Source organism: Acinetobacter sp. ANC 4973, from assembly GCF_002135275.1.
Classification (GTDB): Bacteria; Pseudomonadota; Gammaproteobacteria; order Pseudomonadales; family Moraxellaceae; genus Acinetobacter; species Acinetobacter kyonggiensis.
In genome coordinates, this window is the sequence record NZ_NEGM01000014.1 from 47,291 (window position 1) to 69,314 (window position 22,024).

The window sequence follows — 22,024 nt, forward strand, 5'->3', positions numbered from 1 at the left end:
TGCACCTTCCCCAAGATGCAGGTTTTTTTTGATGGCTACTTTATCCCTTAACTGGTTTAGAAATGAATCTAGCCGTCACCATGCGCCATTAGCTCAGCTGGATAGAAGGGATAGACCAGAAGTTCAATTTTTGTATGGCGCACCAGTTATTTATTAGCTGAATGGGCATTGTTGATTGCTGGTATAGTGAGTTGCTATAAGGGCTATTAACTATGTATGAAACCTATAAATATTTATATACACATATAAGTACATTTGGCTCTCTGCCAACACATAAAGTATTTCTGAACAGTACAAGCAATAAATCAAAATTAATTTTTGCTGATAATACTTTCATTTATGGTTTAGTTTCTGATTGGACTTTAAATAATTCAGCTTTTGGCAGTAGGAAATCTGAATGGGAAGAGGAACCTAAACCTTTTTTAGAAAATGAAAGAAAGAGATTAATTTTATACAAATGTGCTCATCCTCTATTTCAAACCGAGTCGGCGGTAAGATCGGTTTAGTTGAGGGGTTCTGTTATAGTGAGCTTGATCGAATCCGTAAGCGGAACGGTAGTGTTTGAGTTGTTATAGGAATCGCGTATTCCCATCAAATAGATTCAGGTGAGTATTCGCCTAATTCAGACAGTTAACGCAAAGCATGAGATCGCAGCATGCCGATCTATAAAGCCCACAGCTATTAGTGGGCTTTTTAATATCTAAATGGATAAAGGATTTTTTAAATATATCTAATAATGTTTGTATTACTTATCTTAAACGCGTATAAAGACACTTCGTTGATGCGGGATGGAGCAGTCTGGTAGCTCGTCGGGCTCATAACCCGAAGGTCGTTGGTTCAAATCCAGCTCCCGCTACCAACGAAAAAGATTTAAAGTTTATAACCTAATTTACTTCATGTAAATTAGGTTTTTTTATTATAAAAATATCTATTTTTCATTTTGCAAACAAAAACCCCACTTAAAAAGTAGGGCTATATATTCAGTGATTTGTGTACTTAATCATCGTTTTTATAGTTTATTTTGCTTTTGGTGCATCTTTGTCGGGTTCAACTGTTTTTTCAGGTTCGTCTGATGGTTTTGGCGCGGTTTCAGTTGGATCATTAGATGCATGAACTGGATGTGGGGCAGTTGAATTAATCTTATTTGAGAAAGCTTTGAATCCAGTATTTTGAGTGCTCATGTTCTTTCCGTTGAAATGTTTATTGAGTAGCCATCATGGCCTTTTAAACTGTTAACACTGCGGTAGTTATGAGATGAAAATGTGGCGATATGTACGATTAAATTTTTTATATCTTATTTATATTTCAAGGATTTTTTTAATAAGACTGCGCTGAGCTGGTTTGCTTGACTATCTGAGTAGTCAACGTATTTATTTTATATTTTTTCGATACAGAATAGATACAAGACGTTAGGCAGAGAGTCATATCAATCAGTGAAGATATTCGCTGGAACAGCTTGAAATTACAACAAATTGAAAAACCTAAGATAAAAACAAACTTCAATCAGCTTTCCAACATCTCAAAGAAATTCCAGAATGGTGGGAGCTTTGCGTTCGGTACCGCTATGACCTTTATGCATTTGCGGTCGATGCGACATTCCTCACTGCTGAAGGCATTATATTTATCTTGATTAAGTAGGACAGCACATACACATCGCAATAAATGTAGACATCAACAGTTTGCATTTAGTGTGTGTCCAACTTTAGGTGTAGGTTAAGTAAGGACTATTTCGCAAATAATAGAAGTTGCAAAAATTATACACTTACATATAATTGCGAATGATTCTTAATTTCAATTGTATTTTTATATTATGTCAAATCAAATACTTTCCTCTAAAAAGATCCTTAGTATTACTATGCAGAGTTTATTGGGCCTAGGCTTATTTGCTAGTTATACGCATGCTGAAAAAACTATTACTGAAAAATTAGCGACCATTACTGTGACAGCAACTCAAACAGAACATGATCAAAAAAGTGCTCCAGCAAGCATTAGTATTATTACCCAAGAAGACCTAGCAAAACGTCCTGTTTATGATCTGGCAGATGCTCTACAGCAGAGTGCAGGTATTCACATAAATACGTCCTCTGCTTATGGTCGTAAAGAAATTAAAATACGTGGTTTAGACTCAGACTATACGCTGATTTTGGTGAATGGGCGCCGAGTTAATTCTAGGGATGCGTTAACCTCGAACTATTCAAATGATTTTGATTTATCGTCTATTCCTTTAGCTGCTGTAGATCGTATTGAAGTAGTTCGCGGACCAATGTCTTCAATTTATGGGGCTGATGCCTTGGGTGGTGTCGTCAATATTATTTTAAAGAAACCAAGTGAACAACTAGAGACAGCTTTCAACTATAGCTATGAGTTACCAACTGAAGGGGACAACGGGATAATTCACAAAGCAAGTGCGTATATCGGTGGCAGCCTGATTGAAAATAAACTTTTGGCAAATCTAGTACTTGAGGGTGTAGATCAGCAGGCTTGGCGCTCTGAACAAAGTATCTATAAAGATACGGATGCTGCAGAAAAACGCAAAGGCTTTAGCATACTTTCTAACCTCAGTTGGCTTATTAATGACAACCAAACATTGGATGTTGACTTGACCCATCGTTCAGATGACCGTAAAGCCACATGGAGCAACTACGGTTTGTCATTCCCAACCAATATCCAAGAAATGGATCGTACCAGTGTTGGACTCACTTACTCAGCGAATTGGAATGATATCAACAGTAGACTGCGTTATTACTATGAAAACGTAGACTTGATGGATAACTCAGAAATCATCACCAATTTGTATAAAAAGACGGGAGATATTCAGCAAATCAACCACACGATTGATGCGCAAGTGAGTGGTCATGTTGGAGAACAGCATTTAGTTACTGGTGGAGCCGAATTTCGTAAAACAGAATTAGAACATAACCAAAATTTAAATGGGTCATTATCTCTGAATCAAACAGCATTCTATCTCCAAGATGAATGGAAATTAGATAGACTGTCTCTTACATTTGCTGGACGATTTGATGACTATGAAAGCTTTGGAAGTGAATTTAGTCCACGTTTTTATAGTGTTTATCAAGTAACTCACCAATTTAATTTAAAAGGTGGTATTGGTAAATCATTCAAAGCACCAAGTATTTCACAATCAGATCCTACATATTCGGTATTAGCTTGTCGTGGGCTGTGTCAGGTTGTTGGAAATCCTGACTTAGAGCCAGAAACAGCAACGAGCTACGAGTTTGGTGGTGTGTATGAAAATGATCAGTTCTATGCAAGTTTAATGTACTTTGATAATGACATTAAAAACATGATTGTGAGTGATAGCTGGAGAGCTGGATATCGCCCGAATATAATGACTTATACCAATATACATTCAGCATCAGTAAAAGGCGTAGAACTTGAAAGCCAATATGATATTAATGATGCTTTGGGCATTAAGCTGAATTACACATATTCAGATGGCAAAAATAAAGATACTAACCAAGAGTTAGATTATAGCCCTCGTCATACAGGGAGTATGAATTGGGATTGGCGAGTGAGTAATGTACTTGGGTTAAATCTAAATTACCAATATATCGGTAGCCAAATGCTATACGTACCTGCAATTTCGAAAAGTGAGAAATCAGATGATTACCATGTTCTTGGAGTAAGTGGGCAGTATCAATTTAATCCGAGTTTTTCTATGCAGGCAGGAATTAAAAATTTAACAAATACTAAGCGTGATGAGGTTTCTCGTTCTATTGATCAAATATTAATGAGCAGAACAGCTTTTGTCGGTTTTAATTTTAAATACTAAACAACATATATTTATCTAGGATCTATCATCCATGAAAATAGATTTTGGTGCAGTATTTGCTATACAGACAATGAAGCCTATTTAAAACTCCAAACATTTATTGCTATTTTCTGGCAACGAAACCTAAAGCATATTAAATGCTTTAGGTTTTTAAATTTTTTCCAGTTATCAATTTTTTGATGTGTATACTTTGAATAGTTTTTAGCTCTTACTTCTGAAAAGTAGTCTATAACCAACTCTGAAAATTAAAATAATAAAACAATTAAGCATGTAGAATGAACAGATAAATTATCAAAAAATATCAGGATTAATAATGTAACTAGAGCAATTATAATTAATGTCCATGCTGTTTTGCGATACCGATTGATAAATCCATCAGTACGTAACTTTTCGCTCTTTACAAATTCTACTGGATTTTCCTGAAAAGATCCTTTGTATTCCGAGTGGTAGATGTTATCAAATGGTGTGTTGCTGTACAGTCTGATAGAAGGCTGTACAGCATTATAGTTTTTCTTCTGTTTTTTAGGATGCTGTATGACTATTTCTGTTGCATCTACGATAACAACATCCCAATTAAAACCTCTACCAGTAAGAAATTTCTTTGATAATTAAGAGTAAATTTTTGTTAAATAATAAATTTTATACAATATAAAAACTATTTAATAACTCTTTTTTTGAACATGTTTTCTACTATTTTGAGCATTATAAACCTAGGAATAATACGGGCGAACTGAGCTGTAAAATAGTTTCTTTTCCCTGGAATACAATATAGCTGATTACGGTCTAAAGCCCTTATAGCGGCATCAACGACGGTTTCTACTGTTGAAACTGGCATTCCATCTGTATCAGCATTTGCAACTTGAGCAAAATTTGTTGCGGTATTGCCAGGACATAATGCCAAAAATTTTACTCCTGAATCAAGATTTTCTCCTGCAATCGCTTCCGTAAAATTAAGCACAAAAGTTTTAGATGCTCCATATACTGCAATATAGGGAAGTGGTTGAAATGCGGCTATTGATGCAACATTAATGATCAATCCTTGTTTTTTTTCAAGCATAGCTGGCAAAAGTAAATAGGTTAATGTGACTAGGCTATTGATGTTTAATGTCAGCATTTGGTGATAACTGCTTAAAGGCTCACCTAAGAACTTTGCCCATTTTCCAAAACCAGCATTATTAATTAAGATATCAATTATTATATGATTTTCTGTTAAATATTCTGTTAATTTATAAACTGAATTAGTTTCAGCTAAATCTAAGACAATTACATAAATTTTAATGCCGTATGCAGTTTTTAACTCTTGTGCCAGATCTTGCAGCTTCATTTCAGAGCGTGCAGTAATAACCAAGTCAATTCCATTTGCTGCAAGAGTTCTAGCAAATCCCATCCCTATACCAGATGATGCCCCTGTAACTAAAGCTGTTTTCCCCTTAAATGATGTCAATATATTCATGTTTTGCCCTCGCGGTTTGCTGTGGCAAGTAATATAAACCTTTACCCTAAGGTGAGAGTCAAGAGTATTTCTAAAAGAATCTCTTGCTATCTATGATGTTTTTTCAGCGCCGTACATTTCTGTAAGCTCTTGCTCTAAGAAAAGTAAATCTTTTTCTATTCTCTCTAACTCAGCTTTTTTCTGCAAAATTTGCAGATGTTTATCTTTAAGAAGTTGTTGAGCTATTTCTAGCGGAAATCGCTTTTCTTGAGCTTTAATTTCTGCCAGTGTAGCAATTTCCGAAAGACTAAAACCTACGGCCTGTGCCTGTTTAATCATTTTAATTAACTGAATATCTAACTGTTTATAAAAACGGTAATTACCTTTACGCTCTGGTGCTGGGATTAAACCCAAGTTCTCATAATGTCGAATCGCTTTTTGTGTTACACCTGTCACCAGAGCTAATTTCCCAATATACATCTATCTATCTCTTTTTTAGTTTGCAGGTGATAAATATCATTAGATCATTCTTCCTTTCAAGTTTTTCAACTATTTTTATTTCCCATGCAATCTTATTTTATAAGAAATGTTAATAATGAAACTTTATAAAGTATATATCTTCCATTAGGGGGAGTTTCTCTATGGATTTTGCTTTTGAAAATTAAGACTCTTTTAAAAAAACTGGAATATTGGTGATATAGAGAGAAGCCAGTGCTCAAATAATCTTGGGGAAATTATTCCTATGGGAAGCGTGTGGCAGGGTAATTAGGAAGCGATGTACTGGCACCAAAAATCAGCAGCACAAGGCGATTCTCAGCCATAAATAATTTGAGTGCTCTCAAGAGGAAATTATCCATAAAGGTGCATATTAGAGTTTACGTGTAATGCGGATACTCATTATTTAGACTACAAATTACACCGTTGTTTTCGCCCTGCTAAATATTTGAGATAGTTTTAAAAATTCAAGCGATTTTTATCGAATTTCGTGATAAAGAAGGGTATGAATAATAAATTTTAATTTTGTTTTAAGAGGGATGCATGGATAATATTTTGCATGTTTACGCATTATGTACGTTATTGCTTTTTATTAAAATGTTCGCAATCTCTTGTTATCAAGGATTTCATCGAATTAAAAATAAAGCTTTTAGGAATGTTGAAGATGCAGGTTTTTTAAAAGTTGCTGCTCAAACTACAGAACTTCCACAAGTTGTTAGGGCTCACCAAGCATGGTTGAATGATTTGGAAAATATTCCATTATTCTGGGTTCTAGGTGGTTTATGTATTGTACTAAATACAAATTATACTATGACGGTATGGTTATTTAGTATTTTTACATTTTTTAGAGTTATTCATACGATTACGTATCTGAACTCTATTCAGCCTTGGCGTACTATTGCTTATGTAGCGGGGGTAGTTTGTTTATTTATTATGGCTATTCAGATCATATTTACGATTATTTGATTATCATATTTGAAGATCGGATTACATATAAAATTTAGAAAGAATGGTTGTAAGAAGATAAAAGCTTTGTTAATCGTTGAAAAGCCCTCAATGTGAGGGCTGTTATTCATAATGTTATTATATTAATTTTAAAATTTTGACTAAAAACTATTGAGGTGTTTTGACCAATTTACTCACATCATAACCATAGCTTTTTGCAGTATCTAAATAAGATTGATAGATTTTTTCATCAATTTTTGTATCACGTGACAATATCCATAAGTATTTATTACTTTCACCACCTACTAAAGCAACTTTGTATTCAGGGTCAATACGTAGAACCCAATAATCTCCTTTAGTGAATGGTAACCATCTTAGCCCTTTTGGTAGGAAGCTTACTTTAAGTTTACTATTACCTTGGTTTTGCGGATAAGCAATACCTTTTGAGCTAATAACTTCACCAGTTGCTGTACGACAGCTATTTAATACCGATACAGTCTGGTTGTTATTTATACTATATTGAGCCGTGGTGTTTGCTACACATTTACGTTGAAAATACATTGGTAGGTGAGAAACTTCATACCACTTACCTGCATATTGTTTAATATCAATTTTATCGACAGCTTGTGGAGCAATCGTTTCGGCATGAGAAGTAACTGAAATTATAAAACTAAATATTCCAAATGTTGCAAACTTATACATTGATTTCAATAGTATATTCATTTTATATACCTTAATAGTTTATATCTGAAAGATAGCACAAGCGCCCATTAACAAAATTTTAAAACGCTATTATAAATACTTATCAATGTTTATATTGGCGACTGCAATAGGCTCGACAGATATCCAGTGGATGTAACTGGAAGTGTTTAGTCTCACTTTCTGTCATTCGCTTACGCCAAATTTTAAAACTACTGAATTAGTTCCCCCTGTATGTTGAATATCCGTAAGGGCTAAGAAGTAATGGTATGTGATAGTGCTTTACTGAACCGTCTGTTTGAAAAATTACAGGAACTTCTGGAAAGAAAGAATTTTGCTTATTCTTTTTAAACCAATCACCTGTTTTAAAAGTTACTTTATATATAGTGTTGTCGAAGGTTTTATTTTCAGGAAAGAGCGCAGTTACACGACCTTGCTCATTGGTTTTTGCTTCTGAAATTTGAATCCATTTACCATTTTTCTGTTCTTCTAAGGTGACTTTTACATCTGATGAGGGGAGTCCACTCTCTAAATTAAGCACATGTACGCTTAAAGGATTTTGAGCCATAACCCAACTTGAAAAAAATAAACTGCTGGCGATTAAAAGTGACTTTTTCATATGGAAAAACCTATAATAATATTGATTTAAATTTGTTTCAGCGTTGTGGCTATACCTTGTTGCGCGCATTGGTCATCTTGAATTGACCCACCTGCACCAGCGACACCGACTGCACCTAATATCTGACTTTTATAAATCACAGGGACACCTCCACCTAAAAGTAATAATTCAGGTATGCTAGTTAAGTTCTGTGAATCTAAATTGTTCTGCGCATTGCGCATAAATTGTAAGGTGCTTACTTTACTTGAGTAAGCAGTAAAAGCTTTTCTTTGTGCTGCTACTAAGTTATGAATACCAATGGTTTCATGACGTTGACTCACCATCTCATTACCACCTTGGTCAAGAATGACAATTGCGGCAGGTTTTGTAAGATGAGTACAAGCTTGCATAACATTCATTGCAAGTTGATTAGCAAGATTCAAATCCATGACATAATTGGTTTTAGGTGTAGCATATGTCATTGAACTAAATAAAATTATAGGAATAAATAGAAGTTTTTTCATAAGTTCTATTAAGTTAAATGAAGAGATCACTTAGCTTATATAAAATAAAATCACTATTGCATGACAATCAGATTACGGATTTGTAATATATAAACAGACAAACCAATATAATATGCTTATATGCAAATACTTATTGTTGAAGATGAAAAGAAAATTGCTCAATTTTTGGCAAGAGGTTTAAATGAATCAGGCTATTTATGCTCTATTGCGTATGATGGATTAACCGCTATAACATTGCTGCAGGAAAAAAAATTTGATTTAGTGATTTTAGATGTCATGTTGCCTGAAATTGATGGTTGGCAGATATTAAAGACCTTAAGAACTTTTTCTAAAATTCCAGTACTCATGTTAACTGCCAAAGATCATGTTTTAGATAGAGTTAAGGGTTTGGATTTAGGTGCAGATGATTACTTAATCAAACCATTTTCTTATATTGAATTATTAGCGCGAGTCAAAAGCCTATTGCGACGAAGCGTGAAAGTCGAATCTGAATATTATCAAGTTGAAGACCTAATCTTATATAGACTTGAGCATACCGTATACCGGAACCAGAAAAAAATCGATTTAACTTCCAAAGAATTTTCGCTTTTACATTTATTAATGCAACGCACAGGTGAGTTATTAACCCGATCTCAAATTGCCTCTGAAGTGTGGAATATTAATTTTGATACAGATACCAATGTTGTCGATGTTGCTATTCGGCGTTTACGTGCCAAAGTTGATGATAATTTTCAGCCAAAATTAATACATACGGTTCGTGGTATGGGATATCGATTAAGTACGAATAAATGAAAAAATATCTAAATAATTGGACATTGGCTACACGTTTAAGCATCGCTTTTAGTCTTATTTCTTGTATTGTGTTTTTGAGTGTTGGTTTGCTTTCTTATCACAATATGCAGAAGATGTTGGCTGAGCAGCGTGATCAGAATTTAGCTGCACGTATTGAACGTATTGAAGTTTTTTTAAAAGATCAGGAAAGTTTCCAAATTTTAGTGCAACACCCGAATTTATATGAAAATATGGTCGGAAAAGAAGATAACCTTTTAATTTTAAAGAATAATAACAACACCTTAATCGACATTAACCCGCTAAAAGTTTCTATCCCAGACATGGGTGAAACCAAATCTATAATGTTTGTCGATAATAAACCTAAATTATCGACAACTCGTTTGGCCTATAAAACGGTGATATTTAAAAATCAACATTATCAACTTATTGCTGGAAAGCAATTAGATGAAACACAATTTACTTTAAATCAATATTTATGGAAATTAATTTTCTATAGTTTGCTAGGCATTGTGATGGCCAGTTTGCTTGGTCGTTGGATTGGTTTGTACTTACTTAAATCTTTAAATAATTTAATAGAACAAGCTAATAAAATCCAAGGTACTCAATTACAGCAACGATTTGAAACTAAAAGTACGACTGTTGAGGTGGAGAAGTTGCGTTCAGCTATGAATAGTATGTTGGAAAAAATTCAGATTAATTATGATCAATTAGCTCGATTTTCTGAAGATATTGCACATGAACTCAGAACACCTCTAAATAATTTAATGGGCCAAACACAAATTGTTCTCATGCATTCTCGGCCACAGCAAGAACTGGAGCAACTTCTATATTCACATCTTGAAGAATATGAGCGATTAAGCAAGATGATCGACAATATGTTATTTATTGCTCGTTCTGAAAATGGCAATTTTATTATAAAAAAAGAAGAAGTTGATTTATATCGCACTATTTTAGAGTTGGTAGATTATTTTGAATTCTTAGCAGAAGATAAGAAAATGTCATTTGTTCTGAAGTTGGATAAGAATGTTCGAACGCATGGCAATATCGATCTACTGAAAAGGGCCTTATCAAATCTTTTGATCAATGCAATTGATTATGGAACTGAAAAGCAGAATATTGTCATTTCTACAAAATTAGATGTAAATGATGTTTATATAGAGATATTAACAAATGGCGTTCACATAGAAGAGCAACATTTAAATTACTTATTTGAGCGTTTTTATCAAATTGACTTTAGTCGGCATGCCAAAGCCAAAACAGGTGGGTTGGGGTTGGCAATTGTTAAATCTATTATGGTATTACATGATGGAGAGGCAACTGTTCGCAATACATATGAGGGGGTTGTTTTTTGCCTAAAATTGAAAATAATATAAAAATATTTACCCCTAATAATTGACTATGAAACTTACATAGACCGATCGTTAATTTCTTATCTCTGAGTTTTTCCTTTACAACTTTTAAAGCTACTTTTGCTGTTGATTTCTATTCCACTATTTTATGAGTCAAATTGAACTCTTAAAATGATAATAAAAATTAGATAATAATCAGTCAACATCTTCCATTCAACATAATAGTCGTTATGCAAAATGCTTGAAATTTCCCCATAAGTATCAATATTTCATCCGAAACCATGATGGGGTTCAGCGCACTGTCATGGTTTCTTTGTGATTATTCATGCAATTAAATAATTTTTGTGTAGAGTTGTAAATGATAATTAATATGTAGTGATTATCATTATCATTATCATTATCATTTGGTGATAGCTTTAATGATGTATTTTCCACCTAACAAAATTTGGTTAGTAATCTTATCAACTCCCATGTTTAGCTCTTATATTTATGCTGCTGCCAATGAGTCTGTATCTGTATTGGCACCCATATCAAAGGTTTGCATTACTAAAATAACAAAACAGACCCTCTGAAAGGGCAGTTTTTTTAATATCTACCCAGTCTTTCATCTTATTCTGTAGATGCTCTTTTAAATAAATGAATTAGCATTGAATAAAATGTCATAATTGTTAAAATGCTTTTCTTTTTATGTTTTTGTTTTGTTTCTATTTTGCATTCATTTTGCAAGGTGAAAAATAAAGCTATAAAAAACAGTGCTCTATATAAGGTTTTTTTTAATGCTAGATATTTATTTAACAGATGTTCAGAAAAAGGTGCAATTTAAGGATTATCCGGGTGAGCATCCTGTTAAATTTATTTTGAATTTTAAAAAGATTTTTCCGAGTATCATGGAACTTCTTCTTCCTGTTCTTCCGAATGATGAAAATTTGGATGAAATGACTTGGGAATCAACCACAGAAGATTTTGAGTTGTTCAAGTTATTATTAACCGGTTGGGGTGTAATTGAATTACGCTTAAATGCGATTTCTCAATTTAAAAATAAGAATTATGCCGATCAATTGGTTAAAACTGCGCAACAAAAGCGTAAGGCGTTTGCTAAAACCAATAAAAAATTGAAAACAGTCGAATTGGATTATTTATTTATGCACGAAATTCATGCATTGATTGATGCCGAGTTGGTTGAAATTGGTGAAAAATTCTATTTACCGACTTTACGTGATCTTTGGAAGAATAAAGTCTCACAAAGTATTTTGAATGTGAAATTCTAAAATTCAATAAAGTATTGTAAAAATCCTCCAATTTTGGAGGATTTTTTAATGTTATTTTGCGGCTAATCAAGATATTTAAATTAAATAAAATATTTTATATAAAAAATTAAAGATTTAATTATCAATAAAATGTACTAGATATTGGAATTATTATTGCATATGGTATGACCACAACATGTTTACATATGTATTGTTATGAAAGTTGATAGTTCACATTTTCTTAATAGTGTTTGCAGGTTGTTTAAAATCTTCCCGAGAAAATATTACAGGATTTCATCAAATGTCGAATCAGTTTTTAGATTTAATTAATAAACGCCGTACAATTTATGCTGTAGGTAAAAATGTAGAGCAAAGTCCAGAACATTTAACTGATTTGATTCAATATGCTATTAAGCAAAGCCCATCATCGTTTAACTCACAATCGTCACGTGCTGTCATTTTATTTAATGCCGAGCATGAAAAATTTTGGGGCTTTGTGAAAGAAAAATTAAAATCTTATGCAAAAGACGCCGACGCTGCGGCAAAAACTGATGCCAAAATGGATAGCTTTGCGGCAGGTGTGGGTACGGTTTTATTTTTTGAAGATCAAGATGTGATTCAAGGCTTGCAAGAGCAGTTCCCATCTTATGCAGATAATTTTCCAGTGTGGGCAGAACATTCAACTGCAATTGCACAGTTTGCCACTTGGACTGCATTACATACGGACGGCTTAGGTGCTTCACTTCAGCATTACAACCCAATTGTCGATGAGCAAGTACATGCAGAATGGGATATTCCTGCAAACTGGAAACTTCGTGCCCAGTTGGTTTTTGGTTCTGTTGAAGGTGAAGCTAAAGACAAAGCTTATATAGATGATACTGTGCGTTTTAAAGTCTTTAAATAATTTGAGTCTTTAGCCCTAAAATAAGGATTGAGCTATTTTAATCAAACGCCTGATGTCTTTCATTGGGCGTTTGATATTTTAAGGCGAGACGCAGTGTTCATTCATTATAAATTTCTATTCATGTAGATGAGGGTGTTACACCAAATCATTCATAATGAATTGGCGCATTTTACAGATTTAAACTTTGATTATTGATAAGTTCTATTTGCTTTGTTTACGATAGACACTTGGACGTATAGGACGGCTACTTTTCCATAAGCCTTTTTTCTGCTTTTTGGCTTTGTCTTGCAGTGACATCATATAGTGTAGGTGTTTTTTATCTTTGATATATTCTTCATATACCCAAGCCGCTCCACGTTTGACCATTTCTTCATTCATACTTTTACGATAGCGGTAAATAATCCCCACGCAGCGCCCATAACGGTCAATATCGGTAATTTTTATCCGTACCCATTTTTTGTGCACCATACTTTTAATTAGACGTGCTGACTCTTTGCCATAAGCCTGACTTGATTCAGGTGCATCGACGTAGGCAAAACGTAATTTGGTTTCTGAACGTCGGAAGTTTAAGCGATGGCAGGTGAGAGTATCGCCATCACTAATGGCGGTGACGCGGCAATAATAGCTTTTTCCCTTTTTAAAAGGCTTAAAAAAAATACTTAAAAAAGTATAAATTTTGCGGAAAATAAATAAAAAAATTAGACAACAGATGAAGCCTAAAACCATAAGCCAAACAGGGGAGAGATTTGCCAACATAAAAGAAAACTTTGTTGAAATTAGTTTGAAAAATTCAGTCTAAATTCAGCAATAAAAAGAGAGAAATGAGGGATTAGTTTAATTGAAATCGCAAAAAATAAGAGCTGAATAAATAGGCAAATGGTGCTGAAAATATTGTTAATTCAGCCTTTTGCTTATTTAAACAACAGCTTCAATGTGAAATAAAGCTAAAGGATAAATAAACCAAAGCAATGAAGAATAGTCATTTAAAATAACTTAAACAGATTTAACAATCATATATAAATAGCCTAAGCAAAAATTTTTAAAATTTCATTCCTTAAAAATTGGTGCCTTGCATTCTCCTGCACATCTTTATGCCAATACATTCCAATATTAATATTCGGCAGTTCTACAGGCACCTCAAAAATGTTTAAACATTCTGCCATATGTAAATGAGCAAGCATATTTTTAGGAATGGTCAAAATGACAGCGGCTTGTTGCGCTAAAATTTGTAAAGCTGTTGAATAATGTTGGCAGCGTAAAAAAATCTGACGAGAGAATTGTTTACGATTTAAATAAATATCCTCAACGAGTACACCTGTACGTCGCGAAGAGACACCAATATGTGGTAAAGCAAAATAAATTTCAGCCGTCATATTTTGCTGTTGAGTACACACGACAAATTGGTCTTGTACCAATTTTTTAAATTGAATTTTATCAGCAAAATTTTGTTCTAAATCAATTACAAAATCTATTTGTTGCGTGGCCAAATCGGTTAGCACATTTTTACGGTCTAACTTAATGCTAAAAAATTGCACCTCTAAATTGAGTTGATGAAAATGCTCAACTAGTTTTGGCAAAATAATCGGTTCAATTTCATCATGAATGGCTATTTTGAGTGTTTGTACCATGCTCGGGTCAAAACTTTGCTTTTGTAAAGAAATACTTTGAATAGCAACCAATGCATTTTTAATTATAGGATAAATCCGTTCAGCAAATGGTGTCGGTAACATTTGACTGCCAACACGGACAAATAAATCATCCTGCAAATGTTGTCGTAGTCGTTGCAGGGCATGGCTGGCTGCGGACTGACTAATACAGAGTAACTGTGCAGATTTAGAAATACTGTTTTGTTCAAAAATAGCAATAAACAATGGATATAAATTGATGTCAATTTTATGAAAGACAGCCATGTCTAAAACGGTTTTATGATGAATATTATTCATAGTGAAATATGGAATTAAATCATTTTGTTCATAATAGTTTTGAGGTTATGTTGTTGTAAAGCGAAGTTAGCATAATATTTTAAGGGATCATGAGATGTTTGAATTATCAGCACGTGCGCAAGATTATATTGAACGGACGAAAGCCTTTATAAAAAATGAAATTGAACCCATTGAAACAGATTTTTGGAATGAAGTTCATGAGTTAAATCAAGGTGGTGATTGGACTAAATGGCAATGGCCTGCACAAATAGAGATGCTAAAAGACAAAGCTAAAGCAGCGGGGCTTTGGAATATGTTTTTGCCCGATACTGAATTAGGTCAGGGCTTATCTGTTCAAGAATATGCGCATATTGCTGAACTTACAGGACGCAGTTTAATTGCACCTACCGTATTTAATTGCAATGCACCTGACAGTGGCAACATGGAAGTATTGTGGCGTTACGGTAGTGAAGCACAAAAACAACAATGGTTAATGCCACTATTAGATGGAAAAATTCGTTCCGTATTTTGTATGACTGAACCTGCTGTAGCTTCTAGTGATGCGACCAATATGCAAGCTACAGCAGTCGTCTTTGGTGATGAAATTGTTTTAAATGGTCGTAAATGGTGGTCGTCGGGTTTAGGTGATCCAAACGCAAAAATTATTATTTTTATGGCACATACGCCAGATGAGACTAAAGATCGTCATCATCAACATTCTATGGTTTTAGTTCCTGTTGAAACGGCAGGTGTTAAAATTGAACGTATGTTACCTGTATTTGGTGATTATGATGCACCACATGGTCACGGTGAAGTCAGTTTCGATAATGTTCGTGTACCTGTGAGCAATTTTATTGGTGGCGCAGGTCAAGGTTTTGAAATTGCTCAAGGACGTTTAGGACCTGGACGTATTCACCATTGTATGCGTTGTATTGGCGCAGCGGAAAAATCGTTAGAATTGATGATTGACCGTGGTATGAGCCGTACCGCTTTTGGTCAAGAAATTCTTAAACTGGGCGGTAATTTAGAACGTGTTGCAGAAGCACGTGTTGCGATTGATCAAGCGCGTTTATTGACCTTGTATGCCGCTTATAAAATGGATACTTTAGGCAATATGGCCGCTTTAACCGAAATTTCAGCCATTAAAGTAGTTGCACCTAGTGTATTGGAAAAAGTGGTCGATATGGCCATTCAAATTCATGGTGGTGCAGGGGTTTCACGCGATACCCCTTTAACCGGTTTCTTTGCTCAAGCACGTAGCCTACGTTTAGCCGATGGTCCAGATGAAGTGCATAAAGGCATGATTGCTAAACTTGAATTGGCAAAACGTGGTTACGGCTCACGTCGTAAGTAAGATTAAAAAATATAAATGATGCTAGAGGAGACCTCTTACAATTTTCCTTAAATTTTTCTGTTTATGTAGGAAAATTAAAGAGGTATAAATGAAGTAAGAAGTCTTTTTAAAATTGAAGATTTAGGGAAAGAATAATGTCAGTGATTGATGTTGGCGGAAATGTTCGTGAAGGCGAAGAACTTGATATCGTTGCGGTAGAAAATTGGCTTAAAACACAAGGTGTTGATCTACAAGGTCAAGTTGAAGTCACTCAATATTCAGGTGGTGCTTCCAATTGGACCTATCGATTAAAATATGACAATACTGATTTAATTCTACGTCGCCCACCCAAAGGGACTAAAGCTAAATCTGCGCATGATATGGCACGTGAATATCATGTACAAAAAAATCTGGCACCTTTTTATTCAGCACTACCTGAAATGGTTGCACTGTGTCAGGACGAGTCCGTACTTGGCTGCGACTTCTATGTGATGAAACGCATCAAAGGCATTATTCCGCGTGCTAAATTACCCCCTGAATTACAATTTGATGAAGCTGATGTACATCAACTTTGTATTAATGTGCTTGATAAACTGATTGAATTACACCAAGTACCTTATCAAGGAACTGAACTTGAAAAATTAGGCAAAGGCGACGGTTACTGTCGTCGTCAGGTCGAAGGTTGGGATGCTCGTTATGCAAAAGCCCATACCATCAATGTGCCTTCATTTAAGTTTGTACGGAAATGGCTACATGACAATATCCCCGCCGATTCTAAAACCTGCATTATTCATAATGATTGGCGTTTTGATAATGTGATTTTAGATCCTAAAAATCCAACGGAAGTAATTGGTGTATTGGATTGGGAAATGGCGACTTTGGGTGATCCCTTGATGGATTTAGGTTCTGCTTTGGCCTATTGGGTAGAAGAAACAGACCATCACATTTTTAAGTCTACACGTCGTCAACCCACAAATTTAAAAGGCATGTTTACCCGTAAAGAAGTGGTTGAATATTATTTAGATAAAACAGGGTTACAAACGGAAAATTGGACTTTTTACGAAGTGTTCGGCATTTTCCGTTTAGCGGTCATTGCGCAGCAAATTTACTATCGTTACTATCATAAGCAAACCAGCAATCCTGCATTTAAAGACTTTTGGATTGTGATTCATGCCTTACATATTCGTGCCTTAAAACTGATTGGCAAACAAAAATTCGAAGTCAATGAAATTGCACAAAAATATATATCCAAACTACAGGAAATTTTAGCGAAATGACCACAATTTATCTGATTCGTCACGGGCAAGCTTCTTTTGGTGCAGAAAGTTATGACAAACTTTCTCCGAATGGTGAATTACAGGCAAAATTATTAGGTCAATATTTTAATAAGATTCTAAAAGAAGAACCCTATGTCGTGGCAGGTTCGATGCAGCGACATCAACAAACGGCACATCTAGCTTTGGCTGAATGTTTTCCAGAAGCCAATATCATGACTGACCATGCTTGGAATGAGTTTAATCATCAACAAGTTTTTGCCCAGTATGAATCGCGTTTTAATGAACCACATTTACTTAAAGCAGATGTGGAAAATGAAACGAATCCACGTGCTTATTTAGCTAAAATTTTTGAAGGTGCGATTGAACGCTGGACGGGGGGTGATTATCACCATGAATATGATGAGTCTTGGCCCGATTTTAAAAATCGTGTGGAAACAGCATTACAAAATTTAAGTGATGAACTCGCAAAAACTAAACCCCGTTATGCAGTCGTGTTTACATCAGGCGGTGTGATTTCAGTGGCGGCAGGTAAATTACTTGAGTTAAATGCAAATCGTACTTTTGCATTAAATTGGGCAATTACCAATGCCAGTATGACCACATTACGTTTGGTTGGAAACGAACCTCAACTTTTGAGTTTAAATGAGCATCATTTTATAAAAGCTGAAGATTCTCAATTACTCACATGGATTTGATTGTAGAAAAATAGGAAAAAATACATCATGGCAAAAACGATTTTAATTACTGGTGCAAGTTCTGGTATTGGTGCAGGTATGGCACGTGAATTTGCACAAAAAGGTTATAACCTTGCGATTTGTGCACGTCGTTTAGAGCGTCTTGAAACGTTAAAGCAAGAACTTGAAAGCAAATACGGAATTAAAGTCATCGCAAAAACTTTAGATGTAACTCATTACGATCAAGTGTTTGAGGTATTTAAAGCATTTAAAGCAGAATTTGGCACGATTGACCGAATTATTGTCAATGCGGGTGTGGGGGAAGGTCGCCGTATTGGTAAAGGTAACTTTGCCATTAATAAAGCCACTGTTGAAACCAATTTTATTTCTGCACTTGCTCAATGTGAAGCTGCGGTTGAAATTTTCCGTGCCCAAAATTCAGGTCATCTGGTGATGATTTCATCAATGAGTGCAATGCGTGGCATGCCAAAACATTTAACCGCTTATGGCGCAAGTAAAGCAGCAGTGGCACATTTAGCAGAAGGCATTCGTGCAGAATTAATTGATACCCCTATTAAAGTTACGACGATTTTCCCAGGTTATATTCGAACTGAACTCAATGAAGGTGCGAAAAAATTACCTTTTGAAGTGGATGAGAAAACAGGGTCCCATTTACTTGCCAAAGCCATTGAGAAAGAACCTGTTAAAGCGTATGTTCCACAATGGCCGTGGTTACCACTTGGTTTGGCAATGAAAATATTGCCATTAAAGTTGGTGAATAAGTTGGGTTGATCTAAAAAGGCTCATATCGGTAATGTCAGTCAGTTAATAGATTTAATGGTTTTTTATTTTAAATTCATGATGTTATTCGATACGCGTAAACGTCATCCGCAACTGTTCGAGGAAAGACTACTTTGAAAACAGTAAGGTTTCTGCGATTAATTAATCAATAAAAGGTATTTGGCGAGTTTTGCGGATGACATGCCTTTGATTACTTTGGGCTTATCCAAAGTAATAGATGAGCTCCAAGTATTTGATTTAAAAATATAAGACTCCGTCGTGAATAATTAAAAAGCTAAGGACTTTATTTCTAAAATCCTTAACTGACTGGCATTACTCATATCGAGCCTTTGTTATTTTCAAATGAATCTTAAATATGTTTTTAAAAATTTCGACTATCGTGTTAATTCCAGCACTGCTGATACAAGGCTATGCAGTCAAAAAAAATACACTACGTTTGCCTGAACCCGATGGCAATCGCCAGGGAACGATCGGTGCAGGAAACCCATTGTCAATTTTGATTTTAGGCGATTCAGCTGCGGCAGGTGTAGGCGTACAAATACAGGAAGATGCTTTGCTGGGTTCAATATTGAAGCAGTTAAAAAACCAGTATGAAGTTCGTTATATGTTAGAAGCCACAACGGGCTATAGCAGTGCACAAATTATAGAAACAGCTCAAAATATGTCTCATCAGCATTTTGATGTTGTTATTACTTCTGTCGGGGTAAATGATATTACCAAACTCACCCAACCGAAAAACTGGATTAAAAAACAACAACAGCTTTACAGCGAAATTAATCAAAAATTTACTCCACATATCATTATTGCATCGGGTGTGCCACCCATGAATTTATTTCCAGCATTGCCTAATCCTTTGGCATGGTTATTTGGTCAATATGCCAAGAAAATGAATCAAGCACTTGGACAATTTGTGCAAAAACAACAGAATATACAGTGGATTGAATACGATTTGGTTCGTTTTAAAACATTAAATTTAGAAATGGCAGCAGATGGTTTTCACCCTAGTAAGGAAATATATGCACTTTGGGCTGAGCAAGTCGCAGAAAAAATTCGCAAAATGTTTTAAATTAATCAGAATCCTTTGAAATAGCTTGTTATGTCGACTGAATCAGAAATTGAAACGCATCCACTTCAGCCATTCCTTCCTGAAAATGCTAAATTGTTAATGCTGGGAAGTTTTCCACCGCCTAGAACACGTTGGAAAATGGATTTTTATTCTTCAAATAAATAACCTGAAAATCCATAAAAGCCATAGAAATAATCTTTAGTATTAATAAAAAATTCTAAACTTTGTGTTTAGGCTTTTTTTATTGCTAATTTAGCAATTATCGGGGGAAAATCAAGAATAGGGCTTTCTTGTATGGCACTCTTGATATTGAATAAAAGCTTGACCTTAACTTAACCTGAGGTTTTATGCTGAATCCTGTGTTAATAATCAATTAAATTATGTATGAATAGCTTAGTAAAACATTTTTGATTTATGGTGTCAGCAAAGGCATAGGAAAAGCAATTGTAAAGTTAATACCAGATTCCATAGATACGGTTTATGGGATTTCTCGCTCCTCAGGAAGGTATAGATAATTTATTTGGTATTTAGCTATATCTGTTCGTAGATCAATTAATATAGACCTACAAGTTCAGGTAATTTTCCTACGAAAGAAATAAACAGTCAGGAGGAAAACGTTCTGATGATAAAATTAGGTACTGATAATGAAAGAGTCGTATAAAGAATGGTATCCATTAGATGAGCATTTGCCTTTTCTAATATATACAGGAATGACGAGTACTTATGCAGGACCATTAAAGCTATTTTTTAAGGCTTCTTATAAAAATAGAAATAATCTTAATGAAGAAACTATAAAAGTTACAGCTGAATTTGAAATTCAGCCTGTTTCTTATAGAGTTGGGGATGAGAGCTATAGACAAAGAACTATAGCAATGCTACCTAGTCTTGGTATAACTTCATTTTGGATATCAAATCATTCATATTTTTTGAATGATTTCTATTCTGATGCAGGTGAGCTATATCAAGATATAGAGTTTGAACATCTACTAATTGTGACCGATAATACGATTTTCGATGTTATTTTAGATGAAAGGCCAAAAGTGTATATCACTTATTAAAATCCAATGACTATTATTAACATAATATACGTTGTATGAAGTTGAAAAATTGAGTCTATAGTACTAATTTTCATCATTTTTTTGTGTTATTCACCAATTAAAATATCTAATGTAGGGATGATAGGATTATTCATGCTTGATGTGATAAAAGAGGGGGTAAACTGTAATGCTTGATTATATCTATATGACTAATTTACCAATTTATATTTTTTATTTTTTAATGGGACTTAGTTTGAATGTTTTTTCATATAATATTGCTATTAGTAATTTTAACACCACAAAAGCACCATTCTTTGTGATGTTTTTATTATTTTTAGTTGCGAATATTATTATTCTTACTATTTGTCCATTAATTAGCATGCATATTGGTTTGTACTTTTTAATAAGTATTATAATTCCGTATGCTGCTGTTTGGAGATCAGACTTTTAATTTTAAATATATATTTTGATTTATCTGAATGCAAAACATAACATGTAATATTGAGTAATAGGCGAAACATGATTACTACGCAACCCGAATCACGGATAAGGAATCTTCTTTAAAATCATGAAATAAAAATAATATATCGATCAAATATCATTAATTTTTATGACCAGTCGTATCAAATTAGAATCTTTTTTACTCTAAAAATAGTCATTATACTTAAGAAAAATAAAACAGCCTTCCTTAAGCAGGATTCGGGTTACGTAATATCAGTTAAATAGCTATTTTTAGTTTTTATTTGGAGAATTCTTTGCCAAACTCATTTGTATTTATAAGTCTCGTTTCTTTATTTTTTTCTATTTTATTGGTGTATTTTTTTCTAAAAAAAAGAAGGTTTACAATAAGGTTGTCAATTTTTATTTTTATTTTAGGGTGTTTGAACTTTTATTTATCTCTCTTATTCTTAGCAAAAAGTTATTAATGATATGAAAGTATTAATTATTTGGTAGTGTTTAAATTTAACGTGTTATCCACCTATTTTTCATATCCTGATTATATTTCAACAAAAATAGATGTAAGACAGCCTCGTGATTCTCTTTCTTCTTTGAAAAGCTCAAAGTTTTTCGTGTAAAACGTCCTAAGCGATTTCTCAGTGTGGCATTAAAGCGCTCAACATGGTTAGTTAACCCTG

General features: G+C 34.2%; 22 protein-coding genes, 1 tRNA gene and 3 pseudogenes. 16 read left to right on the forward strand and 10 right to left on the reverse strand.

From position 1 onward, the window contains the following. Window positions 1-212 precede the first annotated feature (212 nt). Window positions 213-506 (forward strand): hypothetical protein, encoded by a 294-nt coding sequence (locus tag B9T30_RS13895; protein WP_086185526.1) that lies wholly within the window; start codon window positions 213-215, stop codon window positions 504-506. Between the two features lie 276 nt (window positions 507-782). Further along, a tRNA-Met gene (locus tag B9T30_RS13900) sits at window positions 783-859 on the forward strand. Between the two features lie 157 nt (window positions 860-1,016). Here B9T30_RS13900 and B9T30_RS16525 read toward each other — a convergent pair. Further along, the gene (locus B9T30_RS16525) at window positions 1,017-1,181 is read right to left on the reverse strand and encodes a hypothetical protein (protein WP_167356350.1); all 165 of its coding nucleotides are present in this window, start codon (window positions 1,179-1,181) and stop codon (window positions 1,017-1,019) included. Between the two features lie 674 nt (window positions 1,182-1,855). Here B9T30_RS16525 and B9T30_RS13905 point away from each other — a divergent pair. Beyond that, on the forward strand, window positions 1,856-3,793 hold the full coding sequence (locus B9T30_RS13905) for a TonB-dependent receptor plug domain-containing protein (RefSeq protein WP_227518982.1): 1,938 nt from the start codon (window positions 1,856-1,858) through the stop codon (window positions 3,791-3,793). A gap of 655 nt (window positions 3,794-4,448) precedes the next feature. Here the strand turns inward: B9T30_RS13905 and B9T30_RS13910 are convergent. Next, window positions 4,449-5,246, reverse strand: coding sequence for an SDR family NAD(P)-dependent oxidoreductase (locus tag B9T30_RS13910; protein WP_086185528.1), 798 nt, complete (start codon window positions 5,244-5,246; stop codon window positions 4,449-4,451). 90 nt (window positions 5,247-5,336) lie between these two features. Then, the gene (locus tag B9T30_RS13915) at window positions 5,337-5,705 is read right to left on the reverse strand and encodes a MerR family transcriptional regulator (RefSeq protein WP_086185529.1); all 369 of its coding nucleotides are present in this window, start codon (window positions 5,703-5,705) and stop codon (window positions 5,337-5,339) included. A 558-nt stretch (window positions 5,706-6,263) separates the two neighbouring features. Here B9T30_RS13915 and B9T30_RS13920 point away from each other — a divergent pair. Then, the gene (locus B9T30_RS13920) at window positions 6,264-6,686 is read left to right on the forward strand and encodes an MAPEG family protein (RefSeq protein ID WP_086185530.1); all 423 of its coding nucleotides are present in this window, start codon (window positions 6,264-6,266) and stop codon (window positions 6,684-6,686) included. A gap of 147 nt (window positions 6,687-6,833) precedes the next feature. On the opposite strand, the gene B9T30_RS13925 is transcribed toward B9T30_RS13920, so the two are convergent. The 4 genes and pseudogenes from B9T30_RS13925 to B9T30_RS13940 all read right to left on the reverse strand — a co-directional run bounded on the left by B9T30_RS13925 (window position 6,834) and on the right by B9T30_RS13940 (window position 8,486). Next, complete coding sequence (locus B9T30_RS13925; RefSeq protein ID WP_413772574.1) at window positions 6,834-7,367, reverse strand: lipocalin family protein; 534 nt, start codon at window positions 7,365-7,367, stop codon at window positions 6,834-6,836. A 103-nt stretch (window positions 7,368-7,470) separates the two neighbouring features. After that, window positions 7,471-7,581: pseudogene (locus B9T30_RS13930) on the reverse strand (DUF2805 domain-containing protein); the annotation flags it as partial. Window positions 7,582-7,584: 3 nt separating this feature from the next. Further along, on the reverse strand, window positions 7,585-7,983 hold the full coding sequence (gene uraH / locus B9T30_RS13935; protein ID WP_086185533.1) for a hydroxyisourate hydrolase: 399 nt from the start codon (window positions 7,981-7,983) through the stop codon (window positions 7,585-7,587). 26 nt (window positions 7,984-8,009) lie between these two features. Continuing rightward, window positions 8,010-8,486: a GlcG/HbpS family heme-binding protein gene (locus B9T30_RS13940; RefSeq protein WP_086185534.1), complete on the reverse strand. Its 477-nt coding sequence runs from the start codon at window positions 8,484-8,486 to the stop codon at window positions 8,010-8,012. Between the two features lie 120 nt (window positions 8,487-8,606). Here B9T30_RS13940 and B9T30_RS13945 point away from each other — a divergent pair, with 120 nt between their 5' ends. The 4 genes from B9T30_RS13945 to B9T30_RS13960 all read left to right on the forward strand — a co-directional run bounded on the left by B9T30_RS13945 (window position 8,607) and on the right by B9T30_RS13960 (window position 12,778). Next, entirely contained in the window at window positions 8,607-9,278 is a 672-nt protein-coding gene (locus B9T30_RS13945; RefSeq protein ID WP_086185535.1) for a heavy metal response regulator transcription factor, read from the forward strand. Continuing rightward, complete coding sequence (locus B9T30_RS13950) at window positions 9,275-10,651, forward strand: heavy metal sensor histidine kinase (RefSeq protein ID WP_086185536.1); 1,377 nt, start codon at window positions 9,275-9,277, stop codon at window positions 10,649-10,651. The genes B9T30_RS13945 and B9T30_RS13950 overlap by 4 nt, the downstream gene beginning before the upstream one ends. A 752-nt stretch (window positions 10,652-11,403) precedes the next feature. Next, the gene (locus tag B9T30_RS13955; protein WP_086185537.1) at window positions 11,404-11,895 is read left to right on the forward strand and encodes a hypothetical protein; all 492 of its coding nucleotides are present in this window, start codon (window positions 11,404-11,406) and stop codon (window positions 11,893-11,895) included. Between the two features lie 280 nt (window positions 11,896-12,175). Then, on the forward strand, window positions 12,176-12,778 hold the full coding sequence (locus B9T30_RS13960) for a nitroreductase family protein (protein WP_086185538.1): 603 nt from the start codon (window positions 12,176-12,178) through the stop codon (window positions 12,776-12,778). A gap of 201 nt (window positions 12,779-12,979) precedes the next feature. On the opposite strand, the gene B9T30_RS13965 is transcribed toward B9T30_RS13960, so the two are convergent. Then, window positions 12,980-13,534 (reverse strand): thermonuclease family protein, encoded by a 555-nt coding sequence (locus tag B9T30_RS13965; RefSeq protein WP_086185539.1) that lies wholly within the window; start codon window positions 13,532-13,534, stop codon window positions 12,980-12,982. A 269-nt stretch (window positions 13,535-13,803) separates the two neighbouring features. Next, window positions 13,804-14,721 (reverse strand): LysR family transcriptional regulator, encoded by a 918-nt coding sequence (locus tag B9T30_RS13970; RefSeq protein ID WP_086185540.1) that lies wholly within the window; start codon window positions 14,719-14,721, stop codon window positions 13,804-13,806. Window positions 14,722-14,815: 94 nt separating this feature from the next. Here B9T30_RS13970 and B9T30_RS13975 point away from each other — a divergent pair, with 94 nt between their 5' ends. The 8 genes and pseudogenes from B9T30_RS13975 to B9T30_RS14005 all read left to right on the forward strand — a co-directional run bounded on the left by B9T30_RS13975 (window position 14,816) and on the right by B9T30_RS14005 (window position 20,909). Then, entirely contained in the window at window positions 14,816-16,054 is a 1,239-nt protein-coding gene (locus B9T30_RS13975; protein WP_086185541.1) for an acyl-CoA dehydrogenase family protein, read from the forward strand. Window positions 16,055-16,188: 134 nt separating this feature from the next. Beyond that, window positions 16,189-17,310 carry a phosphotransferase family protein gene (locus tag B9T30_RS13980; protein ID WP_086185542.1) on the forward strand — a complete coding sequence of 374 codons (1,122 nt, stop codon included), beginning with the start codon at window positions 16,189-16,191 and terminating at the stop codon, window positions 17,308-17,310. After that, window positions 17,307-18,005, forward strand: a complete 699-nt coding sequence (locus tag B9T30_RS13985) for a histidine phosphatase family protein (protein ID WP_086185543.1) — start codon at window positions 17,307-17,309, stop codon at window positions 18,003-18,005. The genes B9T30_RS13980 and B9T30_RS13985 overlap by 4 nt, the downstream gene beginning before the upstream one ends. A 27-nt stretch (window positions 18,006-18,032) precedes the next feature. Beyond that, the gene (locus B9T30_RS13990; RefSeq protein ID WP_086185544.1) at window positions 18,033-18,776 is read left to right on the forward strand and encodes an SDR family oxidoreductase; all 744 of its coding nucleotides are present in this window, start codon (window positions 18,033-18,035) and stop codon (window positions 18,774-18,776) included. A 364-nt stretch (window positions 18,777-19,140) separates the two neighbouring features. Further along, the gene (locus B9T30_RS13995) at window positions 19,141-19,851 is read left to right on the forward strand and encodes an SGNH/GDSL hydrolase family protein (RefSeq protein WP_086185545.1); all 711 of its coding nucleotides are present in this window, start codon (window positions 19,141-19,143) and stop codon (window positions 19,849-19,851) included. A 30-nt stretch (window positions 19,852-19,881) separates the two neighbouring features. Next, window positions 19,882-20,010 (forward strand): annotated as a pseudogene (locus B9T30_RS14000) (uracil-DNA glycosylase family protein); the annotation flags it as partial. A 248-nt stretch (window positions 20,011-20,258) separates the two neighbouring features. Then, window positions 20,259-20,348, forward strand: a pseudogene (locus B9T30_RS16745) (short-chain dehydrogenase); the annotation flags it as partial. A gap of 147 nt (window positions 20,349-20,495) precedes the next feature. Beyond that, entirely contained in the window at window positions 20,496-20,909 is a 414-nt protein-coding gene (locus B9T30_RS14005) for a hypothetical protein (protein WP_086185547.1), read from the forward strand. Window positions 20,910-21,851: 942 nt separating this feature from the next. Here the strand turns inward: B9T30_RS14005 and B9T30_RS16750 are convergent. Further along, the coding region (locus B9T30_RS16750; RefSeq protein WP_227518985.1) for an IS1 family transposase at window positions 21,852-22,024 on the reverse strand (173 nt) is incomplete at its 5' end.